Here is a 26,095-nt window from a genome sequence, read left to right on the forward strand (position 1 = left end):
TGAACCGTGCCGAAAGAAAGTGGCCGAAAAGTTGTGGCCACCAACCGCAAGGCCCGGCACAACTACGAAATCCTCGATACCTACGAGGCCGGGATGGTGCTAATGGGCACCGAGGTGAAATCCCTGCGAGAGGGCCGGGCGTCGCTGGTGGATGGCTTTGCCACGTTTTACAACGACGAACTGTGGCTGGAAGCGGTCTACATTCCGGAGTACCTCAACGGCAGCTGGACCAACCATGCCGCACGCCGGCGCCGGAAGCTGCTGCTGCACCGCGAGCAGCTGGACAAGATCGCGCAGAAGATCCGGGAGTCCGGCTTCACGATTGTTCCGCTGCAGCTCTACTTCCTGGACGGACGCGCCAAGGTGGAGATCGCCGTCGCACGCGGCAAGCGTGACTATGACAAGCGCCAGACCCTGCGGGAGAAGCAGGACAACCGTGAGGCGCTGCGCGAAATGCGGGCCAAGAACCGCGGAGCATAGGAATGAGCGGTACCTTCTGGGAACCGCAGACCGAGGAAGAGGCTGCCGCAGAGACGCCCAAGCCGGCCTGGGCCTGGATCATCGCAGCTGTTGACCTGCTGATTGTCCTTGCAGTTGTTCCGGTGGTCATCCTGGTGGTGGTCCCCTTCTTCGTGGTCTTCTACGTGTACCTGGCCCAGCTGCTCGTCTGGGTTTCGCCTGTGCTGCTGGCCGCCAACGGTCTGCTGTTCACCTGGGCGTTCCGCCGCAAGTTCGCCGGCATGACTGCACTGGCGATCCTCTCGGTCCTGTTCGTACTGCTCTCCGCGCTGGTGCTGGTGCTGTGGGGAGCGCCGGTCACGGTGTTCGGCCTGACGTTCTAGCGCTTATGCGTTATAGTTAACGGTCCGGCCGGTTGCGGGCGGACAAATCAGTTTGGTAACTGAATACGGGGATGACAGGTTTCGACGATGTTAGTCGCGACAGGTGAAGCGGGCCGAGGATGCAGGGTTATCTCGTAAACGCTCTCTGCAAACCAATAAGTGCCGATTCTAAGCGCACTGACTTCGCTCTCGCTGCCTAAGCAGCGGGCATAGTCCGTCAGACCGGGAATGCTCTCGTCCCGGATCCTGGCGTCATTTAGAGGGCCACTGCTGAGTACTCTTGCCGTTGGAGTGCTCGGGACTTTTAGACGGCTGGGCCCGGATCAGCCACTTGTTCACATGATGGCTGGGGCCGAGAAAATCCGACGTGAACTGCGCCCGGAGAAGCCCTGACAACACGACATCGGACGGGGGTTCAATTCCCCCCATCTCCACCCTTTTCAAAGGGCACCTCGGCCTCCGGGCCGGGGTGCTTTTTGTGTTCCGGCGTTTCATTGGTGCCCCCTGCTGGTCCGGCAGGAGAACCCGGGACGGCGGCAACGAAAATCACTGCTCGCAGGGCTCGCGGCGATTATTAAAGCCGCCTTCCCCCGGGTCCTCCGGCCTCGAGGATGGCCTGGGAGATGACGTGCTGCCAAGCGTCGAGGGCGCCTTACCGCCGGTGACACGTACGCATCAGGTAAACCGGTTTTGTCAGTGGGATCTGAGAGGATCGTCACTATGTCTAAATCTCAGGTTCTCTTCCGTGTCCTCGACACGGGTCGCATCCAGTGCGACGTCGTTTCTCCCAAGGGCTACAAGCTCACCTTGTCCGGCAGCCACACAGACGCTGAGCCTGAAGTCGGCCAGGGCATTCTTGGCGAAAACCAGTCGCTGATCAGTAACGCCTGGGCATACGCCCTCAGTCGGCATGCCGCTGTGAACCTGCCTGACGAAGACCAGCAGAAGGCTGCAGATAAACGTGCCAAAGGATTTAGAAGGCCGCTGAATGGATAGCCGAGCTGGCAGAGGACCTGACATTGGAGGAGAGAACCGGTTGGTGCTCCTCCTGCTTCGGCAAGCATACGCACCGCAAGGCCAACCGGCCCATGGGACAGCTGCCCGCCTATGTCTGCACCGGGTGCGGGGCGCCGACGCTTCCCTGCGCGGCCGTGATGTGCGCGAACATGGCGATTCGGGAAGAGGGTGCGATTCGGGTCCAGCGCTACTGTGCCGAGCACCGGCATGAGATCCCTGGCTTCGAGAAGGCCGATCGAAAGATGGGTGCGCTCAATGACTATAGAGAGTTCCTGAGTTACGAAAAGCCCAACTTGGCGAAAACGGTCAAGGTGGTGGGACTTGCAAGCGCCGGCGTTGCAGCAGCCACTCCTTTCGCGTTCCTCGCGGCACCGGCCTTTGGAGGTGCTGTGGGCGCAGCCATCGGAGGTTACAGCGGCATTGTGGCGACAAAAGTTGGGCTGGCATTGCTCGGCGGTGGTGCCGTGGCGGCCGGCGGCTTGGGTATGGCCGGCGGAACGGCCGTGGTCACCGCGGTCGGAGCAGCTCTGGGTGCGGCTCTCGGGGGCACGATTGCGAACGCCTACGTGCGGCAGGACAAGTCCTTCCACATCGAAATGCTCCAGGACGGAACCGGGGTTCCGGTCATTGTTTGCAACGGCTTCCTCAGCGAAACCAAAACCGGTTGGGGCGAGTGGCGGAATATCGTGACGGACCGCTATCCGGATTCACCCGTATACCGCGTCCATTGGGGTGCGCGGGAACTCCGGCACCTCACGTTGTTCGCAGGTGCGAACGTGGGCAAAGCCGCCGCGGGGGCAGCGGTGAGAGGAGCTGCAGCAAAAGCCGCCAATGTGGCCGCCAAACGGCTGGGTCCGGTTGCCCCAGCGCTGATCGCGGCCGATGTCGCGAAGAATCCCTGGCACATGGCGAAGAACAGGGCTGAGAAGACGGGTGTTATTCTCGCCGACCTGCTGGCTCGAACGGAAGCCGACTCATACGTCCTTGTTGGCCACAGCCTAGGCACACGGGCAATGGTGGTTGCGGCGCAGGCTTTATCCAGCAAGAAGGGTGGACCGCGTGTCCAGGCGATGCACCTGCTGGGAGCGGCCATCGGTGGCAAGAGCGACTGGCACAGCCTGACGTCCGTCGTCGATGAGGCTGTCTACAACTACCACTCGTCAAATGACCAGGTTCTGAAGTTTGCGTACCGTGGGACCCAGCCGGGCGAGAGGGCCGCAGGTGAGGTAGGCTTCCGGCCAGCCGACGCAAAACTCCAGAACGTGGACGTTTCCGCGAACGTCAAGGGGCACTCCCAGTACCATCAGCAGGTCCGGCTGCTGACTGAACCGATGACCCGGTGGGAGCCGGCCGAAATTGGTGCTTCTGCGATGCCTCAGGCCTCGACAGACTAGGTTTTTCTGAGCGCGTCGGGTGCCTGCTGGTCTGCAGGCACCCCGCCGCGCAGGTTACTTCCTCACGATAGTGACGGAGGGTAACAGGGCTGGTTCATGGAAGAGGCTCTTTGCTCCCCTTGTGTGCGCGCTGACGAACTCCGTCTTGAGCGCGTTTGGACCCGAACCCCTGGGTCGGCGGTAGAAGCTGCGGACCTGATGAGGGGCTGGCGGGCTGCCGTTGAAGAAGTCTCGGTCCAATTCGGTTTCGACCTGTCCTTCGACAACATTGATTGGAACGAGCCATGTGTTCACGGCTCGATAGCCCACCGCACGGTTGTTGGACGTCGAACTGCCGCGCCCGTTGCTTCGTCCTTCCCCGCTCTTCGCGCTGCGGCTGCTCCTGTCCTGGGTTCGCTGTGCGTTCCCTTCCCTTAGGTTTTCAGACGCCTGAATCATGTACTTGATCAAGGCCGCGTCGCGGGGAGGGAGTTGCGATGATCCGGAGACCCTGGTGATGTGCGTCGTGAGGGGCACATATTGGCCGGTCTCCAGCCCGTGTAGCCAGTCCCGCATGTCCTCGAACCGGAACTCGACGAAGTCCCAGACTTCGCCAACACGCCACGTTACAAAGCGCTGGTGGTGTACGTCGGTCAGCAGGCCTTGATACATAGGGCGGAGGCGCATCAAAGATTCGATTGCGTTCTTCCTTGTGGGATTTGGCTTCGACTTCGCTCTCTTTGCCAGTCTCTCTCCGGCTTGTTCGTAGGCGAACATTCCAAACCCGTACTTGCATACGGCATCAATGATGTCAGCGTTTTGACGGTTCGTTGCCAGGTATCCTGGCGTGCTGCCGATCTCACGACTGATCTTCGCATCCAGCGCGAGCAACGCCCGCATCAAGCTGAAAAATTTGGCATAGCCCAGCGGTGACATGGGATCCAGCACCGCCTTCATCTTGGGGATGAGGCTGGACCCGATGCTAATCGAGGTTGGAAAAGGCCTAAACTGGGCGCGAGCGGCCGGAACCTCCAGGGCGCGGGCATGCTGGGTTACTAACGGTCGACCCTCAGCGTGCCGTTGCACATGCGGCCATTTCCGGTCAGGACTGTTTATCAGCTCCGCGCGTTCGGGGAGATACCCGTCGGCTGTCAGTTGCTCTCTTTCCAGCGCGGGGATTCGCTCATATGTCTCGAAAGTAAGGCGGCCAGAGGGATCGGGGCGGTAACGCACTGGATGGTCTTCGCGCCACTTTCGTCGCTCGGTGAAGACGGTCCGGAGGCTTTCAGCGTAGGAAGGGTAAATGGCTCGAAGCGGGCGATTGGCCGCACCCGGCTTCCTCCGGGATGAGATCTCTGAGTTTAGGTCCGAGAGAGGGACACCTAGGTCTTTGGCCAGCTTTGCCAAGCTAACGGGACGTTCCGGTGATTTGCCCTTTGGGGCGGGCTGTTCCTTCTTGGTATTGGACCTCGCAGACGGCTGCTTTGTGACTTCACGGGGCTTCCCCGCTTCCTGCCGCCTGACTCGCTGAGCGGGCGAAGCCCCCTTCAACGTGACGGCCGGGCGAACCTCAGGCTCAAGCTGCTTTTTCAACGCAAGGAGTTTCAGACGTTGTTCTTCGTCTAGCAAGTGGATCTGTCTTTCAGGCAGGCGTCAGCGTCGACGCGGGGGTGGGGAAGTTGTGGCCCGGCACGACAGCCGGGCCACAGGGATGGTGAGTGGGAAGGCTAGCTTGCCCGGGCCTCCGCAAACCGCGGCGCCATGGATTCCATCTGCTCCATGACGAGCTTGATTGCGGCAGGCTGCTTGTCCGGCGGATAGCCGTTCTTGACGAGCAGCCGTTTGATGGAGGAGCGGAGCTTGGCGCGGACGTCGTCACGGACCGTCCAGTCGGTGCGGACATCGCGCCTCATCACGGCGACCAGATCACGGGCGATATTCGCGAGGACGCCTTCACCCTGAACATCCACGGCTGAAGCGTTCTGGGACACGGCATCGTAAAAGGCCAGCTCATCCTGGTTCAGCTCCGGGTTAAACTGCTTGCCGCGGTTCTTCTCCTGCGAGACTTCTTTGGCCAGTTCCACCAGGGCCGCAATGACCTCCGCCGAGGTCAGCTGCTGGTTGGTGTACTTGTTCATCAGCTCCGTGATCCGCTCCGAGAACGCACGCTCTCGGATGGCGTTGTTCCGCGTCGTCCGCAGGGCCTCTTCGGAGATGAGTTTCCGCAGCGCCTCGATGGCGAGCTGCGGGTTCCGCGCCTGCTGCGTCTTGGCCATGAACTCGGGAGTGAGGTCTTCGAGGGAAGGCTTGGGCATGCCGGCAGCCTCGTAGATGTCCATCACCTCGCCCGAGACTGTTGACGTGGCAATCAGCTGGCCGAGCAGGCGCTGGATGTCCTCCGGTACGGGGATCCCGCGGGACTGGCGGTCTTCGGCGTCCCACTTCGCCATCCACACCCGGATCTCTTCGTACACCTTGATCTCGGGCAGCAGGTGCGCCAGATGCGCCGACCCTGAACAGAGTGCCCATGCCCGGGCCAGCTGGCCCGAATACCGGCGGTACTGGGAGGCCAGGGTCTCACTGTCGGGGGCGGGCTCGTTGCCGGGCGTCAGCGGGTCACGGAGGTAGTTGACGGCACCGGTGACAGCGTGGAGGAAAGCCTTGGGCCCGCCTTTGTTCAGTGTGGCCTTCCAGTTGTGCCCGGCCAGCAGTTCGCGGAGCTTCTCGACCAGTGTTTCGGTGAGCGCTATCGCCTCGTCGAGGTTCTTTCCCACCGGCTGATGCGCGGCCCCGTCCTGGCGGCTGTACTCCTTCAGTGCCGCCGCCAGGTTCTCCGCCAGCGGGGCGTACGCCACCAGCAGGCCGTCTTCCTTTCCCCGGTAGGTGCGGTTTACCCGCGCCAGGGTCTGCATCAGCAGTGCGCCCTTCAGCGGCCGGTCCAGGTACAGGGTGTGCAGGGGCGGGGAGTCGTAGCCCGTGAGCATCATGTCCTTGACGATCACCAGCTCCAGCTCATCGTCCGCATCCTTGAGCCGCTGCTTGATGGTGGCGTTCTGCGAATCGCGGCGCACATGGTCGGAAACCGGTGGAGTGTCCGAGGCAGTCCCGGAATAGACAACCTTGATCTTTCCCCGTTCCAGGTCATCGGAGTGCCAGTCCGGGCGCAGTTGAACGATCGCCGAATAGAGATTCGCGCAGATCTCGCGGGTGCCACCCACGATCATGGCCTTGCCGGGGGCATCAATGAACTTCCGCATCTGGTCCCGCCGGTTCTCCCAGTGCGCCACCAGATCTTCGGCCAGCTTGGCGATGCGCTCCGGCGCGCCGTATACGGCATTGACAACGGCGACACTCTTCTCGATGCGCGCCCGTTCCGTGTCGTCCAGGCCTGCGGTGACTTCATCGGCGGCCTGGTCCAGGGACTCCTCGCTGACTCCTTCGGCCAGACCCACCTTGATCAGGCGGGGCTCGAAGTAGACGGGGACGGTGGCGCCGTCGTCCACTGCCCGGTTCAGGTCATAGATGTCGATGTAGTCGCCGAACACGTCACGGGTGTTGCGGTCCTCGAAGGAAATCGGCGTACCGGTGAACGCGATCAGCGTGGCATGCGGCAGGGCATCGCGCAGGTGCCGGGCATACCCGTCCAGGTCGTCATAGTGGCTTCGGTGGGCCTCGTCGACGACGACGATGATGTTGCGGCGGTCAGAGAGCAGCGGGTGCTCCGCACCGGCGTCGCGTTCTGCCTTGCTGCGCCCGAACTTCTGCAGCGTCGTGAAGTAGATGCCACCTGTGGTGCGGCGGCTGAGTTCCTCCCGCAGCTCGGAGCGCTTGCGGATCTGCCGTGCCGTTTCGGGCAGGAGCTGGCTGCGGACGAAGGTCTCGTAGAGCTGGCCGTCCAGTTCGTTGCGGTCGGTGATGACGACGACGGTCGGGTTGCGCAGCTTCGGGTGCCGGATCACCAGGTTGGTGTAGAGCTCCATTTCCATGGATTTGCCTGAGCCCTGGGTATGCCAGACGACGCCGGCCTTGCCGTTGCTGCCGACCGCCTGCACGGTGCTTCCCACGGCTTTGGTGACGGCGAAGTACTGGTGCGGTTTGGCGATGCGTTTGATCAGCCCGGAAGCGCCTTCGTCGAACGCGGTGTAGCTGTTCATCAGCTGCAGGAAGCGTTCCTGGTTGTAGAGGCCCAGCAGCGCAGTGTCCAAACCAGTGACGGGTTCGCCGTCGAGCAGCGCTCCGGGAGGCACGGGCTTGCCGTCGTCGTCGACGTTCCAGGGCGAGAAGTGGTTCAGCGGGGTGAAAGGGGTGCCGTAGCGGGCGAACAGGCCGTCGGAGGCGAGCGTGAAGACACAGAAGCGGAATGCCATGGGGAATTCACGGACGTAGGTGGCCAGCTGGTTGTGGGCGGCGGCAACATCGGCGGACTTGCTGCCTGCTTTTTTGAGTTCGATGATGCTTACCGGCATGCCGTTGCAGTACAGCACCAGGTCGAAGCGGCGTTTGTAGTCGCCGTGCTGGATGGTGACCTGGTTGACGGCGAGCCAGTCGTTATCGTCGGGGGAGTGGCTGACCAGGCGCAGAGTGGGACTGACTTCCGTGCCGTCGGCGTCGATGTAGGTGAGGCGGAAGCCGTTGGTGAGGTAGTCGTGGATGCGTTTGTTCTCGGTGATCGCATCGGTGGACGTGGGAGCAGCGATTTCCGCCAGCGCCTGCTTGAGGTACTGGACGGGGACTTCGGGGTTGAACTTCTGCAGGGCGGCCAGCAGCCGGGGCCGGATGAGCAGTTCATCCCACGAATCTCGTTCACCGGTGCCGGGCGCGATTTCGTGTCCTGTGACCGGACGCCAGCCGAGCGGTTCGGCGAGCATCTCCAGCGCGTCGCCTTCCCAATCGGCTTCGGAGTACCCCAGCTGCTGTGCCTGTGCCATTTAGACCATTTCCCCCATGGTTTGTTCAATATCTTTTACTCGCAGTTTCCCGGACATCAGCTGCGGCAGCAGTGCGTCGCGGGTGGCGGCGAGGGTGCGGCTTTCTTGGAGTGCTTCACGTGCTGTCCTGTGAAGCACTTTTGCGGTCTCGTTGAAGCGGGTCATCTCTTCCGGGGAAGTCAGGCGGACTTTGAACTTTTTGAAATTACCCCTGCTGAGCTCGAGGAACGTTGCACCATTCGCGAGAGAAATGAACTCGTCAGTACGGCTGCGCATCTCGTGGAAGAGCCAGAAATGAAGATCTGGATCGTAGGCCTGCACCACGATGAAACCCTGGTTTACTGCCGTGGGCACCTGAGTGAGTGCGAAGGCGCCAATGGTCGCCCGTGACGTCATGAGTATTGTCTCCGCCGGATACAACTCGGAAGCGCAAGCAGCCAGCCCAGCCTCTGAGATGGTCCGAGAGGTTGCTTCGAGATACGGGCCTCGAAGAGCGGTGACGTCGGTGGGCGTGGCCCAAGGAACATCGCCGTCCCAAAACTCTGGGACCTTTGTGCTCGGCGTTCCGCCGCCAGACACTCGTGCCAGATCGGCAAAAGTACGATCTGAAAAGCTTGCGTCCAGCAGCGCCTTGTTGAAGGTACTCGTTGCAAGGGCATCGGCGGTTTCGGCGAGCTTGGTGTTGGCGGCGATCTTGTCGTCGAGGGCCCCCAACACCTCCGCAATCGCCTGCTGCTCGGTGATGGGAGGAACGCATAGGCGTATCGAGTCCATGGCTGCTCTAGTCAGCTTCGGCTGAGTTGATCCAGTTAGGTAACCAGCAATGTCCGTAACGGCGAGGAGATGACTCAAAAACCGCGTGTCTGCTTTCCCATTGCCTTGAACCACATGAGCGTGATTGTTGACCCAAAACTGGCCATGAGCAAGGAACGCAATAGGAGTTGAGCGGGAGCGGAGGTTCTCACCGTCCTCTGCGATCAGAAGGTAGGTCCCGTCGAAGAGGTAGCCCTCCACTCGGTCAATAACCCCCGATGCCCCGTAATAGGGGTAAGGCCCTGCAATCCTCTCGGTAGTTTTCACCGGTTTCCTGATCGAATCGAAGTTCTGAGTCACCTCTCCGAGAGACACCATCTGCCAGTCGAGCATCAGACCCGCCCCAACTGCTCGCGGACAATCTTCGCCAGCCGATCGGATTCCTCGAACTGCTCGAACAGTTCCTTCTTCAAACGCTCAATCTTCTCTTCGATCGGTTCGCCGTCGTCCTCGACTGCAGCAGCACCGACGTAGCGGCCCGGGGTCAGGGCGTAGTCGGCGGCCTTGATCTCTTCCAAAGTGGCCGAATAGCAGAAGCCGGGCTCGTCGTCGTACTCCAGGCCGGCCTCAACGGCGGAGGCCTTGCCGCGCCAGGCGCGGAAGGTGTTGGCGATCTTGTTGATGTCCTCATCGGACAGGGCGCGCTCGGCACGGTCCACCATGTAGCCCAGGTTGCGGGCATCGATAAAGAGCACCTGGCCGGACCGGTCGATGGAACCGTTGGGGCCAGCGGTCTTGTCCTTGGCGAAGAACCAGGTGCAGACCGGAATGCCGGTGCTGCGGAAGAGCTGGGTGGGCAGGGCGATCATGCAGGAGACCAGATCAGCCTCCACCAGCTGGGCACGGATCTGGCCCTCGCCGCCGGAGTTGGAGGACATGGAACCGTTAGCCATGACCACGCCTGCTTTGCCGCCGGGCGCGAGCTTGGAAATGATGTGCTGGATCCAGGCGTAGTTGGCGTTGTTGGCCGGCGGGACGCCGAACTTCCAGCGCGGATCGGACTCGGAGCGCGCCCAGTCCTTGATGTTGAACGGCGGGTTGGCCAGCACATAGTCGGCTTCCATCTCCGGGTGCTGGTCCCGCGCAAAAGTGTCGCCCCAGCGGGAGGCAAGGTTGCCGTTGAGCCCGTGGATGGCCAGGTTCATCTTGGCCATGCGCCAGGTGCGCTCGTTCAGTTCCTGCCCGTACACCGAGATGTCCGAGCCCTCCTTGTTGTGGGCTTCGAGGAACTTCTCGGTCTGCACGAACATGCCGCCGGAGCCGCAGCACGGGTCGTAAACGCGGCCGTGGTCCGGTTCGAGGACCTCCACCAGCACGCGGACAACGCCGGCGGGAGTGTAGAACTCCCCGCCGCGCTTGCCTTCGGCGCGGGCGAATTTCTCTAGGAAGTATTCGTAGACTTCGCCGAGCAGGTCGCGGGCCTTCTTGGCGCCGTCGCCGGTGAAGCGGGCGGAGTTCAGCAGGTCCAGCAATTCCCCGAGGCGGCGCTGGTCCACGTTGTCCCGGTTGTAAATCGTGGGCAGCGTGGCGGCCAGTGTGTGGTTGGCACCCATGATGAGCGTCATTGCGTCATCGATCAGTTCGCCGATGGACTTCGCCGGCGCGTCAGCGGAGGCCTGCGTTCCCTTGGCGTTTTCGGCCAGGTACTGCCAGCGTGCGCGGGCCGGAACCCAGAAGACGCCGTGGCCGGTGTACTCATCTTCGTAGTCAACGAAGTCTGCGATCTGATCCTCATTCATTCCCTCCGCTTCAAGCTCCACACGGATCTGCTCGCGGCGCTCGTCAAAGGCGTCGGAAACGTACTTCAGGAACACCAATCCCAGGATCACGTCCTTGTACTGGGACGCATCCATGGATCCACGCAGCTTGTCCGCGGCCTTCCAGAGCGTGTCCTTGAGTTCCTTCATGGTTGACGGTGCTGCCGCAACCTTTGATTTCGGGGGCACTAGGTGTTTCCTTCCATAGGGGCGTCAGTGGCTGTCACGGTGACGGTTCCACCGGCTACGCCGTCCAAGACAAGCGTAGTGAGTTCATCGAGCTGTTTCAGGCGGGCACGCGCCTGCGCACGCTGGGCGTCGAGCTCCAGCAGGAACCCGGAGACCTCCGGCCCGGGGTCGGCAGGGATCTGCCGGACGGGCCAGCGCCGCCAGCTTCCCGGGGTGTCTGCCTGGGCGTTGATGTCTGCAGCAACCAGATCGGGCAGCAGGCCGGACTGCTTTGTTTTGTCCACGCGCAGCACCCGGGCGGGATACTGCACGACGGCGCCGCCCTCCGTATCAACGAACGCTGCGGCCTGCGGGCTGGTGCAGAAGACGACGTCGCCTGGTTCCGTCCTGCGGTCCACCACGTGAGCATAAAAGTCCAGCAGTTCCATGCGGCGGGTGCCTCTCGGCTGGGTGCCGAGCAGTTCGGGAGTTCCATAGATCGGGACACTGCCCGCAGCGCCGGCCGTACCCTCGGCAAGCCGGGTTCCGGGCACATACTTGACCAGGCCCTCTTCAACCAGCGATCCGAGCGGGCGCGGACGGCGCCGGGTGCCGCCGTCGGGCGTTGGCTCCACGGAGTACCTGGACAGGCTGTCCTGAGGGGTGCCGCTGCTGAGTCCTTCCAGCAGCTGGTCCGCCCGGAGAGCGGCTGCCGCACCGCGTGGAGCGGGCACCGGGGGTGCGGCGTGGGCTGCGGCGGTCAGCGCTGTGCTGCCGGGGAGGATGACACGGGTAAGGACTGGCCGGGCAAAGCGGAAGGAATGGGCCCGGACCTGCTCCTGGGACCCAAGGCTCGCGGCGACGTCGCTGATGAGGTCCTGGACTGTGCCGGGATCCAGCTTCTCACCGGTCAGGTCCGCAACTACGGTCCAGCGGTCGGCGATGGGCACGTCCGGGTGCGCCGGTCCCAGCACCCAAAGCGCCAGCGCCTGCCGGGGTTTGCTGCGGAGCAGGCCCTCCGGCAGCCGCACGATGGCCCGCACGCGGCCCTCGCGGATCAGCCCGGCACGTGCCTCCCGTGACTCGCCCTTGGGCAGCACATCGGCCAGGACGGCGGCTGGAGCCAAAACGACCCCGCGCTGGCGGTCATCCATCTGCAGAACGGTCTGGTCTACGGCCGTGAGGATCTCCACGGGAGTCATTCCAGGACGGCCGGGGGAGGGGTAGTGCGCCAAGTGGACGGCGGCGCCGTCGATCCCGAACTCCCCGGAGGGATCAACGGTGAGGGTGCGGCCGGATATGCCGTGGACGCGGAGCCGCCGGCGGACCAGCCGCGCGGTGTCTCCTCCTCCGCTGCGCGTCACGAGGGTGGCATCGGCCGCGTCGCCGAGGGCGGCGGCAAGTGCGAGCAAAAGGTCGCTTCCGCCGTCTGACGGGTCTGCGAATAGTGGCGTCTCCGGGAGACCGGAGGCCAGTTCGACGGCGATCCCGGCGACCAGCCGGGCTGCTTCATCTGTGAGTGCAGTATCAGTGTGGCTTCGCAGGCCGGCACGGAACCGGTTTGCCATCAACAGTTCAAAGGCAGCAGCCGGGTTGAACGCGGCGTCTGCCAGCTCGGAAGCGAACCGTGCCAGGACAGGCAGGTCCGCCTGAACGGCTTCCAGCTCGCGGTAAAGGAGCTCGTCATCGGGGTCGTGTTCATCTGCAAGGTCCAGCAGGTCTTCAGAATCCCAATGCGGAAAGGGCTCGCCGCTCATGGCGAGGAGGGTCAGAAGTGATGTCAGGGCCTGGAATGCCAGCGGGTCCTCCCGGCGGCCGTCGGCCAGCACGGCAAACGCCGCAAGGTCGTCGTGAGCCTGCGGATTGTTTCCATGACCTGTCTCGACCAGCCACGCAGCAACCTCGTGCGCATCAAACAGTTCCTGGCCGCCGGTCTGTGTCACCGGGGCCGGGAAGGGGCGTTCCTTGCTGCGGAACCGGGTCCGCCACATGGAAACCACTGCGCGCTGGACTCTTGCAAGGGAAGCCACATCGGAAAGGGAGATGTGCAGTGCTGATGACGCCGTCATTGCATCTCCCTTCTCTGGATTAGTCCTGTGGTTACCAGCTTAGGGGCTGGTCAATCTATGGGGAGCACAATCCTGATAAGAGGGGTTATCAGCAACCGCAGCTTGAGATCAGGTAGACGCGGCTTAGGTTGATGGAACGGGAACGGCCGGCGAGCTGAACCCGGGATCCGCGGTTGCTAACGGTTGGGGGGAGCAGCCGCGGGTCCGCCTCTTTCTCCCCCTCCCTGTCACGAAGGAACAACCATGACGCAAGAAACCAGCAACCAGCCGGGGCCCGGCACTGATGCCCCTGCAGCAGCGCCGCAGGGTCCTGGTGATTCTGAGGGCACCGATAATCCGTTCCTCAAGACACCCGGCAAGAAGACGCCCTTTCTCTGGGCGGGGGCTGGGCTGGCCGCAGGACTGATCCTGGGCATCGGAATAGCGCAGATCGATCTGGGCACCCAGTCACAGGCGCTGAGCCAGGCCGTGGCTGAGTGCGCAGTAGAGGATGAAATCTGGATCGAGCTGGGCGACGAGGGCCAGAGCCTCTCCATGGACACCGAGGGCGAGGAATCATCCGGAGCCTCCTATTCGGACGTCGTCTGTGTGCTGGATGAGCTGGGGATGCCGGACAGCGTCAGCAGCCGGATGAGCAACACCCGGGCACTGGACGGCCGGCAGGAAGCGCAGTGGGGTGAATTCTCCGCCACCTGGGGCTATCACCCGGACAGCGGAATGAACGTCGTCATCGAAGTCGTGGAAGCGCAGTGATGAACGCTCATTGGCCGCCCGGCGACAGGAAAGCACCTGCTCCGGAGCCGGAACAATCCTCCGGGGCCCCTGCAGGGATGCCAGTGCTGGAAGAGGAGCTTCCGGAGCCGAAACGCAAGCGTCGTTGGCTGGGACGCACCACAGCCGTGGTGCTCCTTGTTGGCGTGGGAGCCGTGTCCGGTGTCCTCCTCACCGATCCGACAGCCAGCGAAGAATACAAAGTCCTGGCCGCCGAACTGGAAGAGGCGATTGGGGACTACCAAGATCTCGACGCGCGGTACGTACGTCTGTCGGCCGGGATGAGCAGCCGCGAGGACGCTGTCGCCGAGAAGGAAGAGGCACAAATCGCCCAGGGACTGGAGCTGGTGAAGCGGGAGGAAGCGGTCAAAGCACGCGAAGAGGCGGTTACGGGAGCCGAGAAAGAGAAAGCGGCGAATACGGTTTCCGACGGCACGTGGACGGTTGGGCGCGACATCACTCCAGGCACGTACAGATCCTCCGGTGAGGTCGGATCCCGGTGCTACTGGGCCGTGCTGCGCAGCGGTTCCAACGGTGCGGACATCCTCGAAAACGACATCCCGGGTGGTGGACGCCCGGTGGTCACGCTGGCAGAAGGCCAGGACTTCAACACGGCCCGCTGCGGTACGTGGGAGAAGCAGTAACGCTCCCGGCGCAAAGAGCAACCGGAAAAGAATCAACAACAGTTAGGAAGAACGATGAACATTAATCACATCCGCAAGCCGGCGCTCGCCGCCTCCGCAGCGCTGATCCTGGGGCTGACCATGTCGGCCTGCTCCGCTGAAACCGGCGGCAGCGGAACAGACGCTGGACAGCCTGCCGCGACCGCTCCCGAGACCGTGGAGACCCCGGCGCCGGAGGCACCAGCTGCACCTTCGGTGGGCGTTCCCTTCACCGCCGACATGGGCAATGGGAACACAGCCCGCATTACTGTGGTCTCCGCTGAGTACAGCGACACGGCCAGCACCCAGTCGTTCGCCCCGGCGGCGCAGAATGGCGGGTTCCTCGTTCTTGACGTGCTCTGGGAAACCGAAGCCGGAGTCACCTCGTCCAACCCGCTGTACTTCAACGCAAAGGATGCCGAAGGCCGTGCAGGGGAGTACTACATGTTTGCCGATAACCAGCTGGGAAGCGGAGAGGTCCAGGTGGGTGACAAGTCCCGCGGCACCGTCGTTTTCGACATCGCTCCGGGCCCGGCAACCGTTGTGATCACCGACCCTCTGCTGCAGGAAGCTGCACGGATTCAGGTCGGCGGCTGAGAGACGCCGTAAGTTGAGGGTTCTCCTGCTGCTGGGGGGCAGGAGAACCCCATCATTGTCGGACCCGGACGGTACAGTTCGGGGCGCAGGAAGGACGCCGATGAAGGAGAAGGAAATGTACGGACGGACCGAGCTGGAGTGGGAAGCGCTGATGGCCGCAGCAGAGGAGTATCTCATTTCCGTTGCGGAGGACCGGAAGATGTCCAATTACGGGGACCTCAACGCCGAACTGGTCAGGGTTACCGGCCAAAGGCCTTTCGACTTTGGGCAGGAATCTGAGCGGGCCGCTGTGGGCAGGCTGCTGGGGGAGATTTCCAGGCGTAGCCATGCCGAACACGGCATAATGCTCTCCGCCCTGGTCACCCACAGGAACTCGACCAATGAGGGTGCGGGTTTTTACAAGCTGGCGGCTGAACTGGGCGAAATGCCGTCCAAACCCTCAGCAGACCAGAAACTCATGGCCATGGTCGAACAGGTGGGGAAGGTGCACGCGCACTACGCGGCTCGCAGACCCCACACAGCGCAGCAGTGGTAGCGAGCACGGCGACTGGACGCACGTTCATGTTCCCCCGGAGATGATGGACATCTTCGCTACGGGAGAGTCTGCTTCCTTTCCCAGCAGAAGTCGATGGGCAGAACTGCCATGTCAGGGTTCTGGGCAGGGCCGCCGGGACTCACCACCGGCCCAACTATCAAGCGGCCGCCACAGGCATCTGGCACCGGCCCCGGCCAGCCCTTGGTAAGCTTGGAAGAAGCCCTTCGCCCGCCGCCCTGCCCCACAGCAGTGTCCGGCTTCAGCCGCGGAGGCGCCCCTTTCCACCGCACCCACCACTGACCTGCTGCTCCGTACTTCACGCTCCCCGCGCGAGTCCGGAACGCTGCGACGTGCCCCACGCCCCGCGGAGGGAAGACACGCAATACCGTAGGAGAAGCGCCACCCCATGCAGTCCGCCCCCGCTGAAACGTCCGCAGAAGCACCCGTTGATACCCTTCCGGAAATTCCCGCAGAAACTCCCGTAGATTCCAGCGCGCTGTCCCTGTTTGACCGCCGCTACGAACCCAATGTCGCCGAAGTCAACCAGCTGTGCGACACCCTTGCTGACCTGAAGCCCGGCAGCGAAGTTCCCTACATTGATCCGCAGCATGACGTCGACGAAGCCCGGATCGTGAGCCTGTTTTCCAATAACGGCGCCGCCCACCCGTCGGGCTTCATCACGGCCGGCAGCGACGAAGCCGTCACCCGCCTCCTGGGCGTCCACTGGCAGGTTGGCCTTCAGCCCAAGTACGTAATGCCTTGGAACGTCCACCCCTGGTACACCCCGGGCGAGCCGCACACCAAGCTCACCAAGGAAGAGGTTGCCGAGGGACTGAAACCCCTGCTGCGGTTCCTCGCACTCGTTCCGCGCGTCTCGGTGATCGTTGCTCACGGCACTGAAGCCCAGCGCCTCGCGGCAGCCTTCCTGAAGACTGAGAACCGGATGATCTACCGGCGCAGCTTCAAGGTTTACAAGGCCCGCTCGGCAGAAGGACGTTCGTTCGGCGCCACCGAGGAACGCCAGCAGGAATCCCTGGCAGAAATGCGGATCGTCTACAAGGACGCGATGGCCCGCACCGGACTGGCCGCCACGGGCCGCTAGGAAACTAGTTCGCCCCGCTCACCGGAACATCGACGATTCCGGTGAAGCGCGAGCCCACACCCTCATATTCACTGCGCACGGCGCCTGCAGGGACCGGGGGAAGCTCAGGGGCACTGTGGTCATCACAGGCTACAAACGTAAATTCAGGCCACCACTTTTTGGGCCTGGCCGTTTCGCGGAAGCCGCAGACCTCACACTCCAGCTGGACCCAGACTGGCCGCTTGCCGGTGCGGTTGGCCCGTGACTGTGCCAGCCACTGCGGCGGGTTGGCATCGAGCTCATCGAGCTCGGACTGTTCAAGGCGTTGGGGGATTCCGTGTTTGGCGGCCATTTCAAGCGGGATATCAAGGTACTGGGCGGCCTGGCGTCTGGTAATCATCACTTTAACGATACGGCAGGGCACGACGGCGGTTTCCCGCCGTCGTGCCCTGCCGTATCGTTAGGGCTAGTCTGCTTCGGCGAACGCCTTCCGCAGGTTGGACTCCTGGTCCTTGGAGAGGTTGGTGGCGATCAGGCTCGCACCGGGGAAGCCGTCCTTGAAGGCATCAAGGACGCGGTCCTCAACAGCGTCGGAGGAGAGCACGAACAGAGCCGAGGTGCCCGGCGTGACTTCCTGCCTAATCTGCTTGATGAAATTGTCATCGATGCCAACGTCCACCATGGAGCCGGACAGTGCGCCAATGGCGGCTCCGACAGCCGCGCCGATCAGCGGGATGAAGAAGATCAGGCCAAAAAGCAGTCCCCAGAAGCCGCCGCCCAGGGCGCCGGCGCCAACCATGTTGTGTTCCTGGATGGTCCGGGGCTTTTTCTTGTCCTGCGGCCAGGTGACGATTGCTTCGTCCTGAACGTTGATCAGGTTCTGGGACTCAAGGCTGGCCAGGGTTTGCGTCGCCCTTTCAGCGGCCTCCGCGTCAGGGAATTTCCATACGGTAAGTGTTGCCATGGCAGATACTCCAAACAGTTGGGATCCAGACACTACCCGCCCGGGTGCCCAGCACACGGACGGATAAAGTACGTGCCACGCTAGCCAGCACAGACTGCCCCGGGCAAGGGAACAGGACCGTGGATGCCCCGCGCAGGCCAAGTCTTCCTCCGGTATCTGTCGCGCGGGGGTGTGCGGTCGTAGACTCAAGTCTGCGGCACGCCCGGACAGCCGACCCAGGAGCCTGCATGAGGGATCTCTCCCGTCCTGCCTGGTGGACCAACGCCGTGGTCTACCAGGTCTATCCGCGCAGCTTCCAGGACACGACAGGTGACGGCATCGGGGACCTTACCGGCATTATCAACCGGCTGGACTACCTGGCTGAACTCGGTGTGGACGTCCTTTGGCTCTCGCCTATCCACCAGTCTCCCCAGCGCGACAACGGCTACGACATCAGCAACTACCGGAAGGTCGACGCTGTCTTCGGCACGGAGGAGGAATTCGACCGGCTACTCTCAGAGGTTCATGGCCGGGGAATGAAGATGATCATGGACCTGGTGATCAATCACACCTCAACGGACCACGACGCTTTCGTCCGCTCAGCATCTTCCCGGGACAACATTTCCCGGGACTCCTACTTTTGGCGCGACCCCCGGCCTTCTTTCCGGGGCGGCGAACCCGGTGCCGAGCCGAACAACTGGGGATCCCTGTTCGGCGGTTCCGCATGGACCTGGCACGAGGCAACCCAGCAGTATTACCTGCACATCTTCTCGCAACACCAGCCCGACCTGAACTGGGCCAGTACGCGGGTCCGCAACAAGATCTACGAAATGATGAACTGGTGGATGGACCGGGGCATTGACGGTTTCCGGATGGACGCCGTGAACTTCATATCGAAGGACCAGCGCTTCCCCGACAGCATGATCCAGTTTGGCGGCGTGTGGGGAGACGGTTCTCCATTCTTCACCTCGGGCCCGCGAGTGCACGAGTTTGTGCAGGAGATGATGCGCGCGGTCTTCGCACACCGCAGCGAGGATTATCTGGTTGTCGGGGAAACCACCGGAGCAACGGTCGAGGAAGCCCGGCTCTTCACGGACCCCTACCGGAATGAGCTGGACATGCTGTTCCAGTTCGAGCACGTGAACCTGGACCACGGTCCGGGCGGCAAGTGGGATCCGCGTCCGGTCAATCTCCGGGACCTGAAGACCAGTTGGAACCGCTGGCAGCGCGGTTTGGCCGAACGGGGCTGGAACAGCCTGTACCTGAGCAACCACGATCAGCCCCGCCACGTTTCCCGGTACGGAAATGACGGTGCATTCCGGTATGAGTCAGCCACTTTGTGGGCGACCCTGCTGCATATGCAGCGGGGAACGCCGTTTATCTACCAAGGGGAAGAGATCGGCATGACGAACGCCGGTTTCACCAGCATTGACCAGTACCGGGACGTCGAATCACTGAACTACTACGCGGATTCGACCGCCCGCGGGATGAACCCTGAGACTGTCCTGGAGATCCTGGGACATGCCAGCCGCGACAACGCCAGGACACCCATGCAGTGGACTCCTGGGCCGGGGGCAGGGTTTACGGAGGGTGTGCCCTGGATCGGGCTGGGCCCGAGGTATTCAGAAATCAACGTTGAACAGGATCTGGCCGCACCGAAATCCATCTTCCGCTACTACCAGCAGCTGATCCGTCTGCGCCATGAGCTGCCGGTGATCGCGACCGGCGACTTCCAGCTGCTCCATGCCAATCATCCGGCCCTCTTCGCCTTCCGCCGAAGCCTGGGCGAGATGAATCTGGCGGTGATGGGCAACCTCTCTAACCGGGACCTGGCCGTGCCGGAGGACCTGCAGAAGGGTGAGCTGATCCTCAGCAATTACGGCACCGGCCGGCAGAAGACAACACTGGGGCCCTGGGAAGCCCGGGTGATGGACATCAGCGGGCTTCCCTAGGCGCCGTGTTCTCCAGCCGCTACTCTCCGGTCAGAGTGGTGCCGTAAAGCCCCAGCAGCCGGGCCGTTCCTCCCTCAGCCATGGCACGCCGCTGCCGCTCGGCTCCGGTGCCGGATTCCCGGACGTCCTGCAGCCCGGCGTGAACCCATTCGGTGTCATTCTCGGCGTCAAGCGCCTCGGCAACGAAGTCCAGCAGGGCCTGGACGCGGTCCTGCGCCGGTACCAGTTTGGCGCTGACGGGATCCACCAGGTGGCCGGTCAACCCCTCGCGGGCAGCCTGCCACATGGCGGCGTCAAGCAGTTCGGCTTCGGGTACCGGGCGGTCGATTCCCCGGCATGCTTCCTCGACCGCTGTGCTCACCAGTCCGCGGACCAGGGCCGCGATCAGCACCGAGTCCCGCGCGCGCAGCTGGGCATCGCCTGCCCGGACCTCCAGGGTGGGATATGAATCCGACAACCGCGCCATCCAGGTCAGTACGCCGCGGTCAATAATCGCCCCGGTGGACACCAGCTGCGCCACGCGCCGTTCGTAGTCTGCCGCGTCCTTGAAGGTGGGAGGGCAGCCCTGCACCGGCCAGCGGCGGTAGTGGACCACGCGCCAGCTGCCAAAACCGCTGTCCCGCCCCAGCCAATAGGGAGAGTTGCAGCTCAGTGCCACGATGGCAGGCAGCCACTCGCGGATCCGGTTCAGCGCCTGCACGCCGGCCTCGCGATCCGGAATCGAAACATGGACGTGGAGTCCGTTGACGAACTGGTCTCCCACGATCCCGGGTGCGCTGTCCCGCAGCTCCCGGTAGCGTTCCTTGTCCGTCAGCTCCGGGTAATGGTCTTCTATGAACGGCGCAGAGGCCGTTCCTGACGCTACGACGGCGGTCTTTCGTGCAGCGGCTTCAAGCTGGCTTCGGAAGTTCAGCAGGTACTCTTCCGCCTCAGTCAGCGTGGCAGAGACCGGGGTAGCGGTCTCGATCTGGCAGCTGAGCAGTTCACGCTGGATTTCGCCGTCGGTCACCCGCGGCGAACGGTGCAGATAGCCTGCAACCTCCTCCGCCTTGTGCACCGGGAGCCCGGAAACCGGGTCCAGCAGCAGGTACTCTTCCTCGATGCCCAGTGTCGCCATGCATCCCTCCACATATTCCACGGCCGCAGGCATCCACCCGCAGCACTTCCTCAAAAAGACTAGGGCCGAAGGGTGCTCCGAAGCCAAATGAGAAGCTTGCTGAGGTTTTGTTGCGTGCCTAGGAGCCTGCGGTCAGCGCCGACTCATACAACCCGGTCAGGCCGTTCCAGCCCCCGGCAGCGTAGGCGGCACGCTGGCGTACGGCGCCTGTCCCTTCGGTAAGCATTCGCTGCACACCTGCCAGCACGTAGGCAAGATCGCCGTTCTCGTCCAGAACCGGACGGATGTGATCAACGAGCGCATCGACCTGCTCGGCGGCCGCGGAGGAGTCACCAAGTACTCCCATCAGCCGTCCGCCAAGTCCGTACCGGGCGGCCTGCCACAGTCCGGCATCGAGCAGCTCCGGGTCCGGATGCGAATCGGGCGCAGCGGAGTTGCTTAGGACCAGTCCGCGGACCACGGCTGCGAGGAGGACGGAGTCGGCTGCCTCCAGCTGCGCATCTCCCACTCGCACCTCAACTGTGGGGTAGTGCTCGGACAGTCGCGCAGCCCAGCCAATATGGCCGGAATCCAGGACCGCGTCAGAGCCAAGGAGCCGGGCAAGCCTGCGGTCGTAATCTGACGCATCGGCAAACTCGGGCGGGCAGCCCTGCACAGACCAGCGGCGGTAATGGATCAGGCGCCAGCTGGAGAAGTCAGTGTCAAGTCCCCGCCAGAAGGGAGAGTTGCCGGCTAGGGCTGCCAGTGTGGAGAGCCACGGACGGAGCTTGTTCAGGGCATTGATCCCGCTGTCGCGGTCAGGAACCGCAACGTGGATGTGGGTCCCGTTGACGTAATGCTCCCCGGCCACGGCACCGGTGAGCTTACCCATGGCGCGGTAGCGTTCGGTGCCCGTGACTTCGGCGGGAGTATCCGCAATTCGGGGAGCAGCACCGGAAGGCACGACGCCGATGCCGGTTGAAGCGGCCGCGGCGGCTATGGCGGTGCGGGCGCCGAGCAGCGACACTGCAGCGTCGTCCAGGGTGTCGCAGATAATGGTGGAGGTTTCGAGCTGGCAGGCGAGGAATTCCGACTGCCCAACGGGAACAGGAGGATCCGTGGCGGGAAAGGCCGGCTGCGCTGCCAGCGCCCTCGACATTTCCTCGGCCCGCGGCGTGGGAAGGCCCGTAGCCGGGTCCACCAGCAGGAACTCTTCCTCAATGCCAAATGTAGCCATGCATTCCCCTGGTTGCCGATCCGGGAGCTGCCCGCCCTTCGTTCAGTCTAGGACAGGGCCGGGTACCGCCGGGAGGGGGCCGTGCCAAGTAGCCTGGCTGATCTTCCTAGGCCCGCACAGCACGCCAGGTGAAGGTGAGGTAGGGCAGCTGCAGTTCTTCTCCCGGCGCGTGTCCAAGATGCTCGTAGAGGTACCAGGAGAGGTTGGCCAGGACCTTGGCGCGGGTGGATTCAGACGCGGACAGGTAGTAGGCGCGGGACTTGGCCAGCTCAGCGAGGTCTTCGGGAGTCATGGCAACGGACCACGAGGTGGTGTGGAATTCCTGCAGCTGCAGCTGCGGTCCCAGCTCCGGACGGAATCCCGGGCGCAGGACGTCCCCGGCATGGATGATCCGGGAAAACCGGTGGACCCAGGGCACGTTCACGTCCAGCTGGTTCCAGACCAGGCCGGCGAAGCCGTCCGGGGTGAGGATCCGGGCGAACTCCGCGGAGGCGGCAGCCGGATCGCACCAGTGCCAGGCCTGGGCTACGGTCACGGCGTCAAACGAAGTATCCGGAAGCCCTGTGTGCTCGGCCGTTCCCTCCGTGACAGGGACATCCGGCAGAGTCCGGGAGAGCTGGGCGAGCATGTCCGCGGAAGGTTCCACGGCATGGACCCGGAAACCTGCGGAAAGAAGAGCCGCAGTGTATTTTCCCGTTCCCGCGCCGACGTCCGCCACCGATATGGACGCGGCAGGGCGTTCGGCAAGGGACGGAACGCCAAAGAGCCAGTCCACCGCTTCCGCCGGGTAGCCGGGACGGATCCGGTCATAGTGTTCGGCGCCGGTGCGGTAGCTGCCGCCCAGCTGCCGGCGGCGCAGACCGTCAAGCTTGGGTCCGCTGGAAGCCACTTGGAGTCCTAGAAGAGGTCGTCGAGATCGGGGTTGAGACGCTGCAGCACTTCGTTGTGAAGCGTGCCGTTGGTAGCCAGGGCATTGCCGCCGAACGGTCCGTCCTCGCCTTCCAGGGAGGTGAAGCGCCCGCCGGCTTCGGTGACGATCGGAACCAGTGCAGCCATGTCGTAAAGGTTCAGCTCAGGTTCGCAGGCAATGTCCACGGCTCCTTCGGCAACCATGCAGTAGGACCAGAAGTCCCCGTAGGCGCGAGTGCGCCAGACGGACTCTGTCAGGCCCAGGAACTCGTCGAGGTTCCCGCGCTGCTTCCACCCGGTGAGGCTGGAATAGGACATGGAGGCATCATCCAGGCTGGAGACATTGGAGACCTTCAGGCGCGTAGCCGAGGCCAGTGAACGTCCCATGTAGGCTCCTGTGCCGGTGGCTGCCCACCACCGCTTGCCCAGCGCCGGCGCACTGACGAGACCGACTACCGGAACGCCGTCGTCCACCAGGGCGATGAGCGTGGCCCAGACCGGAACGCCGCGTACGAAGTTCTTGGTGCCGTCGATCGGATCGATGATCCAGCGGCGCGGCCCGGAACCGGTGGAACCGAATTCCTCGCCCAGCACGGCGTCACGCGGCCGTGCCCGGGAAAGCTGGCCGCGGATGGCGTCTTCGGCAGCCTTGTCTGCGTCCGTGACCGGAGTCAGGTCCGGCTTGGTCTCGATGCGGAGGTCCTGGGCCTTGAACCTGGACATGGTCTGGTCGTCCACGGAGTCGGCCATTACATGGGCGAGACGCAGATCATCGTTGTAGTTCTGAACGAACGGCATACTTCAACTTATCGCTAATGCCGGGACACTGCCCACGTTTACGCAGGTACACGGCGTGTGCCGGCTGTGGAGGCTGCGGATTCTCCGCTTACTGGGTTCCGAGTTCCTTGGCCTGGGCACGGTTCTCGGTGCGCAGTCCGCCAGAGCCCAGCAGGCGCCGCAAAGAGGCCAGGCGTGCCGGTCCGGCCGCGCCGGCGCGGCCGGACTCAACCCAGGGATCCAGCCCGCAGTTCACGGCGTCGTCGTCATGGCGGCAGCCGCGTTCGCAGGCTTCGGTTCCCGGCTCCAGGTCCGGGAAGGCACTGAGGATACGGTCCGGGTCCACATGGGCCAGTCCGAAGGACCGGATGCCCGGTGTATCAATGATCCAGCTGCCTGCCGGGGCATCCTGCACCTTGAGCGCCAGGGCCGAAGAAGAAGTGTGCCGGCCGCGGCCGGTAACAGCGTTGACGCCGCCGGTTGCCCGCCGGGAACCGGTCAGGGCGTTGACGAGTGTGGACTTTCCGACGCCGGAGTGGCCCACCAGCACGCTCACCTTGCCGAGCAGGTGTTCGTGCAGGGCTGCGACTGCGCCGCCAGCCAGCCGGGCCGAGAGGCCGTCGTCGGATTCAGAGTCGATGCCCGCGTCCTCTGCGTCCGCGGTCCGGCTGATGAGCACTTCCAGGTCCAGGTGCTCATAGTTGGCCAGCAGCTCGGACGGGTCCTTCAGGTCTGCCTTGGTGATGCACAGCAGGGGAGAGATGCCGGCGTCGTAGGCAGCCACGAGGGCGCGGTCGATGAAGCCTGTGCGCGGCTCGGGGTTGGCAGCAGCCACCACAATCACCAGCTGGTCCGCGTTGGCCACCACTACCCGTTCCACCGGGTCGGTATCGTCTGCGGAGCGGCGCAGCAGGGTGGCGCGCTCGTTCACCTTAACCAGCCGGGCGAGGCTGTCCGGTGACCCGCTGACATCTCCGACGAGGCCGACGAGGTCTCCGGCGACCACGGGGGTCCGGCGCAGTTCCCGCGCCCGGGCAGCCGTGACGATCCGTTCCCGGGGAGTGTCCTCGTCCACGATCGCGGTATAGCGTCCGCGGTCCACGGTGATGATCCGCCCGGTAACGGCATCTTCATGGGCAGGCCGGTCCTTGGTCCGGGGACGGGAGCCCTTTTTGTTGGGACGGATGCGGACGTCGGATTCATCCCAGCCTGCCGTACCCCGTGCCACAGCTAGCCTTCCTCCGCGCCGGGAGCGGCGCCGGTCACCAAGGCGGTCCAGAGGTCAGCGAACTCCGGCATGGTCTTGGAGGTAGCCGCGATGTCCTCAACGATGACGCCGGGAACCACCAGGCCGAGAATGGCCCCGGCGGTGGCCATGCGGTGGTCGGCATAAGTGCCGAACATGCCGCCGTGCAGCGGTGCAGGCTCGATCCGCAGTCCGTCAGCGGTTTCCGACACCGCTCCGCCCAGAGAGTTGATCTCGGTCTTCAGGGCCGCGAGGCGGTCTGTTTCATGGCCGCGGAGGTGGGCTATGCCCGTAAGGACCGACGGCGAATCGGCCAGCGCGCACAGCGCAGCGACCGTCGGGGCGAGTTCGCTGGTGTCCGCAAAGACGCCCCCGCGGATTCTCCCGGTGCCCGTAACGGTCAGTACGCCGTCGGACAGCTCAGCCGTGGCGCCCATCTGCGGCAGGATCTGCCTCCACTTGTCGCCCACCTGGGTGGTCTTCGCAGGCCACCCGGGAATGCTGACGCTTCCTCCGGTTGCGACTGCTGCAGCGAGGAAGGGCCCGGCGTTGGACAGATCGGGTTCGATTTCGACGTCGAAGGCCCTAATGGCGCCGGGCGCAACACGCCATTCGCTGGCGGTTGAATCATCCACGGCAACTCCGCACTGGCGCAGCACCTGCACGGTCATGGCGATGTGGTCCAGGCTCGGGACGTTCTCGCCGGTGTGGACCAGGTGCAGGCCTTCGGTGAAGCGTGCTCCTGCCAGGAGCAGGGCCGAGACGAATTGTGAGGAGGCACCGGCGTCGATCTCCAGCCGTACGCCGGGTACTTCCCCGCGGCCGGTGACAGTGAAAGGCAGCGCACCGCGGCCGTCGTCGTCGACAGTGATACCGAGTCCTCGCAGGGCATCAATGGTGGCGCCCATGGGCCGCAGCCGCGCATGGGGATCACCGTCGAAGCCTGTTGTTCCAGAGCGGAGCGCAGCCAGGGGCGGGACGAAGCGCATCACCGTGCCGGCGAGTCCGCAGTCGACTGCGGCGTCCCCGGAGGCCGCGGCCGGAATCGGCTCCACCAGCAGGTCCGGACCGAACGGGCCTGAGCCCGGAGCCTCGGTAATCGTCGCACCCAGTGACCGGAGTGCAGCCATCATCAGTGCGGAGTCCCGTGAATGCAGCGGAGCGCGGAGCCTCGAAGGCCCGTCCGCCAGGGCGGCGAGCACAAGGTAGCGGTTGGTCAGGGATTTGGAGCCGGGGACCCTGGCCACCCCGGAAACGGGGCGGCCAGGGGTGGGGGCCGGCCAGCCTTCAGTGACAGGCTGGAGCGCGGGAGTTGGTCTCAT

The 26,095-nt window shown here is 63.7% G+C and carries 23 protein-coding genes and 1 other RNA gene; 11 read left to right on the plus strand and 13 right to left on the minus strand.

Going from position 1 to position 26,095, the window contains the following annotated elements:
• Nucleotides 1–6 precede the first annotated feature (6 nt).
• The 5 genes from smpB to FYJ28_RS10605 all read left to right on the plus strand — a co-directional run bounded on the left by smpB (nt 7) and on the right by FYJ28_RS10605 (nt 3,253).
• The gene (gene smpB / locus FYJ28_RS10585; protein WP_055239577.1) at nt 7–480 is read left to right on the plus strand and encodes an SsrA-binding protein SmpB; all 474 of its coding nucleotides are present in this window, start codon (nt 7–9) and stop codon (nt 478–480) included.
• 2 nt (nt 481–482) lie between these two features.
• A complete protein-coding gene (locus tag FYJ28_RS10590; protein WP_154579263.1) occupies nt 483–842 on the plus strand; it encodes a hypothetical protein in 360 nt (119 codons plus the stop codon).
• 67 nt (nt 843–909) lie between these two features.
• Nucleotides 910–1,279, plus strand: a transfer-messenger RNA (tmRNA) gene (gene ssrA / locus FYJ28_RS10595).
• 283 nt (nt 1,280–1,562) lie between these two features.
• Nucleotides 1,563–1,838 (plus strand): hypothetical protein, encoded by a 276-nt coding sequence (locus tag FYJ28_RS17365; protein ID WP_154579264.1) that lies wholly within the window; start codon nt 1,563–1,565, stop codon nt 1,836–1,838.
• A 92-nt stretch (nt 1,839–1,930) separates the two neighbouring features.
• On the plus strand, nt 1,931–3,253 hold the full coding sequence (locus FYJ28_RS10605) for a DUF726 domain-containing protein (RefSeq protein ID WP_154579265.1): 1,323 nt from the start codon (nt 1,931–1,933) through the stop codon (nt 3,251–3,253).
• A gap of 54 nt (nt 3,254–3,307) precedes the next feature.
• Here FYJ28_RS10605 and FYJ28_RS10610 read toward each other — a convergent pair whose 3' ends face one another.
• The 5 genes from FYJ28_RS10610 to FYJ28_RS10630 all read right to left on the minus strand — a co-directional run bounded on the left by FYJ28_RS10610 (nt 3,308) and on the right by FYJ28_RS10630 (nt 12,967).
• Nucleotides 3,308–4,861, minus strand: a complete 1,554-nt coding sequence (locus FYJ28_RS10610) for a hypothetical protein (RefSeq protein WP_154579266.1) — start codon at nt 4,859–4,861, stop codon at nt 3,308–3,310.
• A 98-nt stretch (nt 4,862–4,959) separates the two neighbouring features.
• Nucleotides 4,960–8,160, minus strand: coding sequence for a type I restriction endonuclease subunit R (locus tag FYJ28_RS10615; protein ID WP_154579267.1), 3,201 nt, complete (start codon nt 8,158–8,160; stop codon nt 4,960–4,962).
• Nucleotides 8,161–9,306: a restriction endonuclease subunit S gene (locus FYJ28_RS10620; protein ID WP_154579268.1), complete on the minus strand. Its 1,146-nt coding sequence runs from the start codon at nt 9,304–9,306 to the stop codon at nt 8,161–8,163.
• Nucleotides 9,306–10,919 carry a class I SAM-dependent DNA methyltransferase gene (locus FYJ28_RS10625; RefSeq protein ID WP_326831659.1) on the minus strand — a complete coding sequence of 538 codons (1,614 nt, stop codon included), beginning with the start codon at nt 10,917–10,919 and terminating at the stop codon, nt 9,306–9,308. Before FYJ28_RS10625 ends, FYJ28_RS10620 begins: the two co-directional genes overlap by 1 nt.
• Entirely contained in the window at nt 10,919–12,967 is a 2,049-nt protein-coding gene (locus FYJ28_RS10630) for a hypothetical protein (protein WP_154579269.1), read from the minus strand. Before FYJ28_RS10630 ends, FYJ28_RS10625 begins: the two co-directional genes overlap by 1 nt.
• Before the next feature lie 243 nt (nt 12,968–13,210).
• On the opposite strand from FYJ28_RS10630, the gene FYJ28_RS10635 reads away from it, so the two are divergent.
• The 5 genes from FYJ28_RS10635 to FYJ28_RS10655 all read left to right on the plus strand — a co-directional run bounded on the left by FYJ28_RS10635 (nt 13,211) and on the right by FYJ28_RS10655 (nt 16,634).
• Nucleotides 13,211–13,720: a hypothetical protein gene (locus FYJ28_RS10635; RefSeq protein WP_154579270.1), complete on the plus strand. Its 510-nt coding sequence runs from the start codon at nt 13,211–13,213 to the stop codon at nt 13,718–13,720.
• A 77-nt stretch (nt 13,721–13,797) separates the two neighbouring features.
• Nucleotides 13,798–14,382 (plus strand): hypothetical protein, encoded by a 585-nt coding sequence (locus FYJ28_RS10640; protein WP_400486659.1) that lies wholly within the window; start codon nt 13,798–13,800, stop codon nt 14,380–14,382.
• 54 nt (nt 14,383–14,436) lie between these two features.
• Entirely contained in the window at nt 14,437–14,997 is a 561-nt protein-coding gene (locus tag FYJ28_RS10645) for a hypothetical protein (protein ID WP_154579272.1), read from the plus strand.
• Between the two features lie 100 nt (nt 14,998–15,097).
• Nucleotides 15,098–15,532 (plus strand): hypothetical protein, encoded by a 435-nt coding sequence (locus FYJ28_RS10650; protein ID WP_154579273.1) that lies wholly within the window; start codon nt 15,098–15,100, stop codon nt 15,530–15,532.
• 406 nt (nt 15,533–15,938) lie between these two features.
• Complete coding sequence (locus FYJ28_RS10655) at nt 15,939–16,634, plus strand: uracil-DNA glycosylase (protein ID WP_229780410.1); 696 nt, start codon at nt 15,939–15,941, stop codon at nt 16,632–16,634.
• Between the two features lie 4 nt (nt 16,635–16,638).
• On the opposite strand, the gene FYJ28_RS10660 is transcribed toward FYJ28_RS10655, so the two are convergent.
• Both FYJ28_RS10660 and FYJ28_RS10665 read right to left on the minus strand, forming a co-directional pair.
• On the minus strand, nt 16,639–17,013 hold the full coding sequence (locus FYJ28_RS10660) for a hypothetical protein (RefSeq protein WP_154579274.1): 375 nt from the start codon (nt 17,011–17,013) through the stop codon (nt 16,639–16,641).
• 66 nt (nt 17,014–17,079) lie between these two features.
• Nucleotides 17,080–17,577: a DUF1269 domain-containing protein gene (locus FYJ28_RS10665; protein ID WP_154579275.1), complete on the minus strand. Its 498-nt coding sequence runs from the start codon at nt 17,575–17,577 to the stop codon at nt 17,080–17,082.
• Nucleotides 17,578–17,804: 227 nt separating this feature from the next.
• Between FYJ28_RS10665 and FYJ28_RS10670 the strand changes: the two genes are divergently transcribed.
• Nucleotides 17,805–19,508 (plus strand): alpha-glucosidase, encoded by a 1,704-nt coding sequence (locus FYJ28_RS10670; protein WP_154579276.1) that lies wholly within the window; start codon nt 17,805–17,807, stop codon nt 19,506–19,508.
• 19 nt (nt 19,509–19,527) lie between these two features.
• Here FYJ28_RS10670 and FYJ28_RS10675 read toward each other — a convergent pair whose 3' ends face one another.
• The 6 genes from FYJ28_RS10675 to aroA all read right to left on the minus strand — a co-directional run bounded on the left by FYJ28_RS10675 (nt 19,528) and on the right by aroA (nt 26,095).
• Nucleotides 19,528–20,625 (minus strand): carboxylate-amine ligase, encoded by a 1,098-nt coding sequence (locus FYJ28_RS10675; RefSeq protein WP_154579277.1) that lies wholly within the window; start codon nt 20,623–20,625, stop codon nt 19,528–19,530.
• A 118-nt stretch (nt 20,626–20,743) separates the two neighbouring features.
• Nucleotides 20,744–21,841: a carboxylate-amine ligase gene (locus FYJ28_RS10680; RefSeq protein ID WP_154579278.1), complete on the minus strand. Its 1,098-nt coding sequence runs from the start codon at nt 21,839–21,841 to the stop codon at nt 20,744–20,746.
• Nucleotides 21,842–21,947: 106 nt separating this feature from the next.
• Complete coding sequence (locus FYJ28_RS10685) at nt 21,948–22,730, minus strand: class I SAM-dependent methyltransferase (RefSeq protein WP_326831660.1); 783 nt, start codon at nt 22,728–22,730, stop codon at nt 21,948–21,950.
• Nucleotides 22,731–22,738: 8 nt separating this feature from the next.
• Nucleotides 22,739–23,548, minus strand: coding sequence for a histidinol-phosphatase (gene hisN / locus FYJ28_RS10690; RefSeq protein WP_055239588.1), 810 nt, complete (start codon nt 23,546–23,548; stop codon nt 22,739–22,741).
• An 88-nt stretch (nt 23,549–23,636) separates the two neighbouring features.
• Nucleotides 23,637–24,755, minus strand: coding sequence for a ribosome small subunit-dependent GTPase A (gene rsgA / locus FYJ28_RS10695; RefSeq protein WP_326831661.1), 1,119 nt, complete (start codon nt 24,753–24,755; stop codon nt 23,637–23,639).
• A gap of 2 nt (nt 24,756–24,757) precedes the next feature.
• A complete protein-coding gene (gene aroA / locus FYJ28_RS10700) occupies nt 24,758–26,095 on the minus strand; it encodes a 3-phosphoshikimate 1-carboxyvinyltransferase (protein ID WP_154579280.1) in 1,338 nt (445 codons plus the stop codon).

It is taken from the genome of Arthrobacter sp. BL-252-APC-1A, assembly GCF_009696625.1.
Taxonomy (GTDB): Bacteria; Actinomycetota; Actinomycetes; order Actinomycetales; family Micrococcaceae; genus Arthrobacter_B.

What these genes read in the sequence shown, in the direction of transcription:
- FYJ28_RS10605 (WP_154579265.1), top strand. Translation starts at nt 1,931, where the DNA reads ATGGGACAGCTGCCCGCCTATGTCTGCACCGGGTGCGGGGCGCCGACG.
- hisN (WP_055239588.1), bottom strand. Translation starts at nt 23,548, where the DNA reads ATGCCGTTCGTTCAGAACTACAACGATGATCTGCGTCTCGCCCATGTA.
- FYJ28_RS10680 (WP_154579278.1), bottom strand. Translation starts at nt 21,841, where the DNA reads ATGGCTACATTTGGCATTGAGGAAGAGTTCCTGCTGGTGGACCCGGCT.
- FYJ28_RS10650 (WP_154579273.1), top strand. Translation starts at nt 15,098, where the DNA reads ATGAAGGAGAAGGAAATGTACGGACGGACCGAGCTGGAGTGGGAAGCG.
- FYJ28_RS10615 (WP_154579267.1), bottom strand. Translation starts at nt 8,160, where the DNA reads ATGGCACAGGCACAGCAGCTGGGGTACTCCGAAGCCGATTGGGAAGGC.
- FYJ28_RS10675 (WP_154579277.1), bottom strand. Translation starts at nt 20,625, where the DNA reads ATGGCGACACTGGGCATCGAGGAAGAGTACCTGCTGCTGGACCCGGTT.
- aroA (WP_154579280.1), bottom strand. Translation starts at nt 26,095, where the DNA reads ATGAGACCAACTCCCGCGCTCCAGCCTGTCACTGAAGGCTGGCCGGCC.
- FYJ28_RS10620 (WP_154579268.1), bottom strand. Translation starts at nt 9,306, where the DNA reads ATGCTCGACTGGCAGATGGTGTCTCTCGGAGAGGTGACTCAGAACTTC.
- FYJ28_RS10670 (WP_154579276.1), top strand. Translation starts at nt 17,805, where the DNA reads ATGAGGGATCTCTCCCGTCCTGCCTGGTGGACCAACGCCGTGGTCTAC.
- FYJ28_RS10655 (WP_229780410.1), top strand. Translation starts at nt 15,939, where the DNA reads ATGCAGTCCGCCCCCGCTGAAACGTCCGCAGAAGCACCCGTTGATACC.
- FYJ28_RS10630 (WP_154579269.1), bottom strand. Translation starts at nt 12,967, where the DNA reads ATGACGGCGTCATCAGCACTGCACATCTCCCTTTCCGATGTGGCTTCC.
- FYJ28_RS10660 (WP_154579274.1), bottom strand. Translation starts at nt 17,013, where the DNA reads ATGATTACCAGACGCCAGGCCGCCCAGTACCTTGATATCCCGCTTGAA.
- FYJ28_RS10645 (WP_154579272.1), top strand. Translation starts at nt 14,437, where the DNA reads ATGAACATTAATCACATCCGCAAGCCGGCGCTCGCCGCCTCCGCAGCG.
- FYJ28_RS10640 (WP_400486659.1), top strand. Translation starts at nt 13,798, where the DNA reads ATGCCAGTGCTGGAAGAGGAGCTTCCGGAGCCGAAACGCAAGCGTCGT.
- FYJ28_RS17365 (WP_154579264.1), top strand. Translation starts at nt 1,563, where the DNA reads ATGTCTAAATCTCAGGTTCTCTTCCGTGTCCTCGACACGGGTCGCATC.
- FYJ28_RS10590 (WP_154579263.1), top strand. Translation starts at nt 483, where the DNA reads ATGAGCGGTACCTTCTGGGAACCGCAGACCGAGGAAGAGGCTGCCGCA.
- FYJ28_RS10635 (WP_154579270.1), top strand. Translation starts at nt 13,211, where the DNA reads ATGACGCAAGAAACCAGCAACCAGCCGGGGCCCGGCACTGATGCCCCT.
- FYJ28_RS10665 (WP_154579275.1), bottom strand. Translation starts at nt 17,577, where the DNA reads ATGGCAACACTTACCGTATGGAAATTCCCTGACGCGGAGGCCGCTGAA.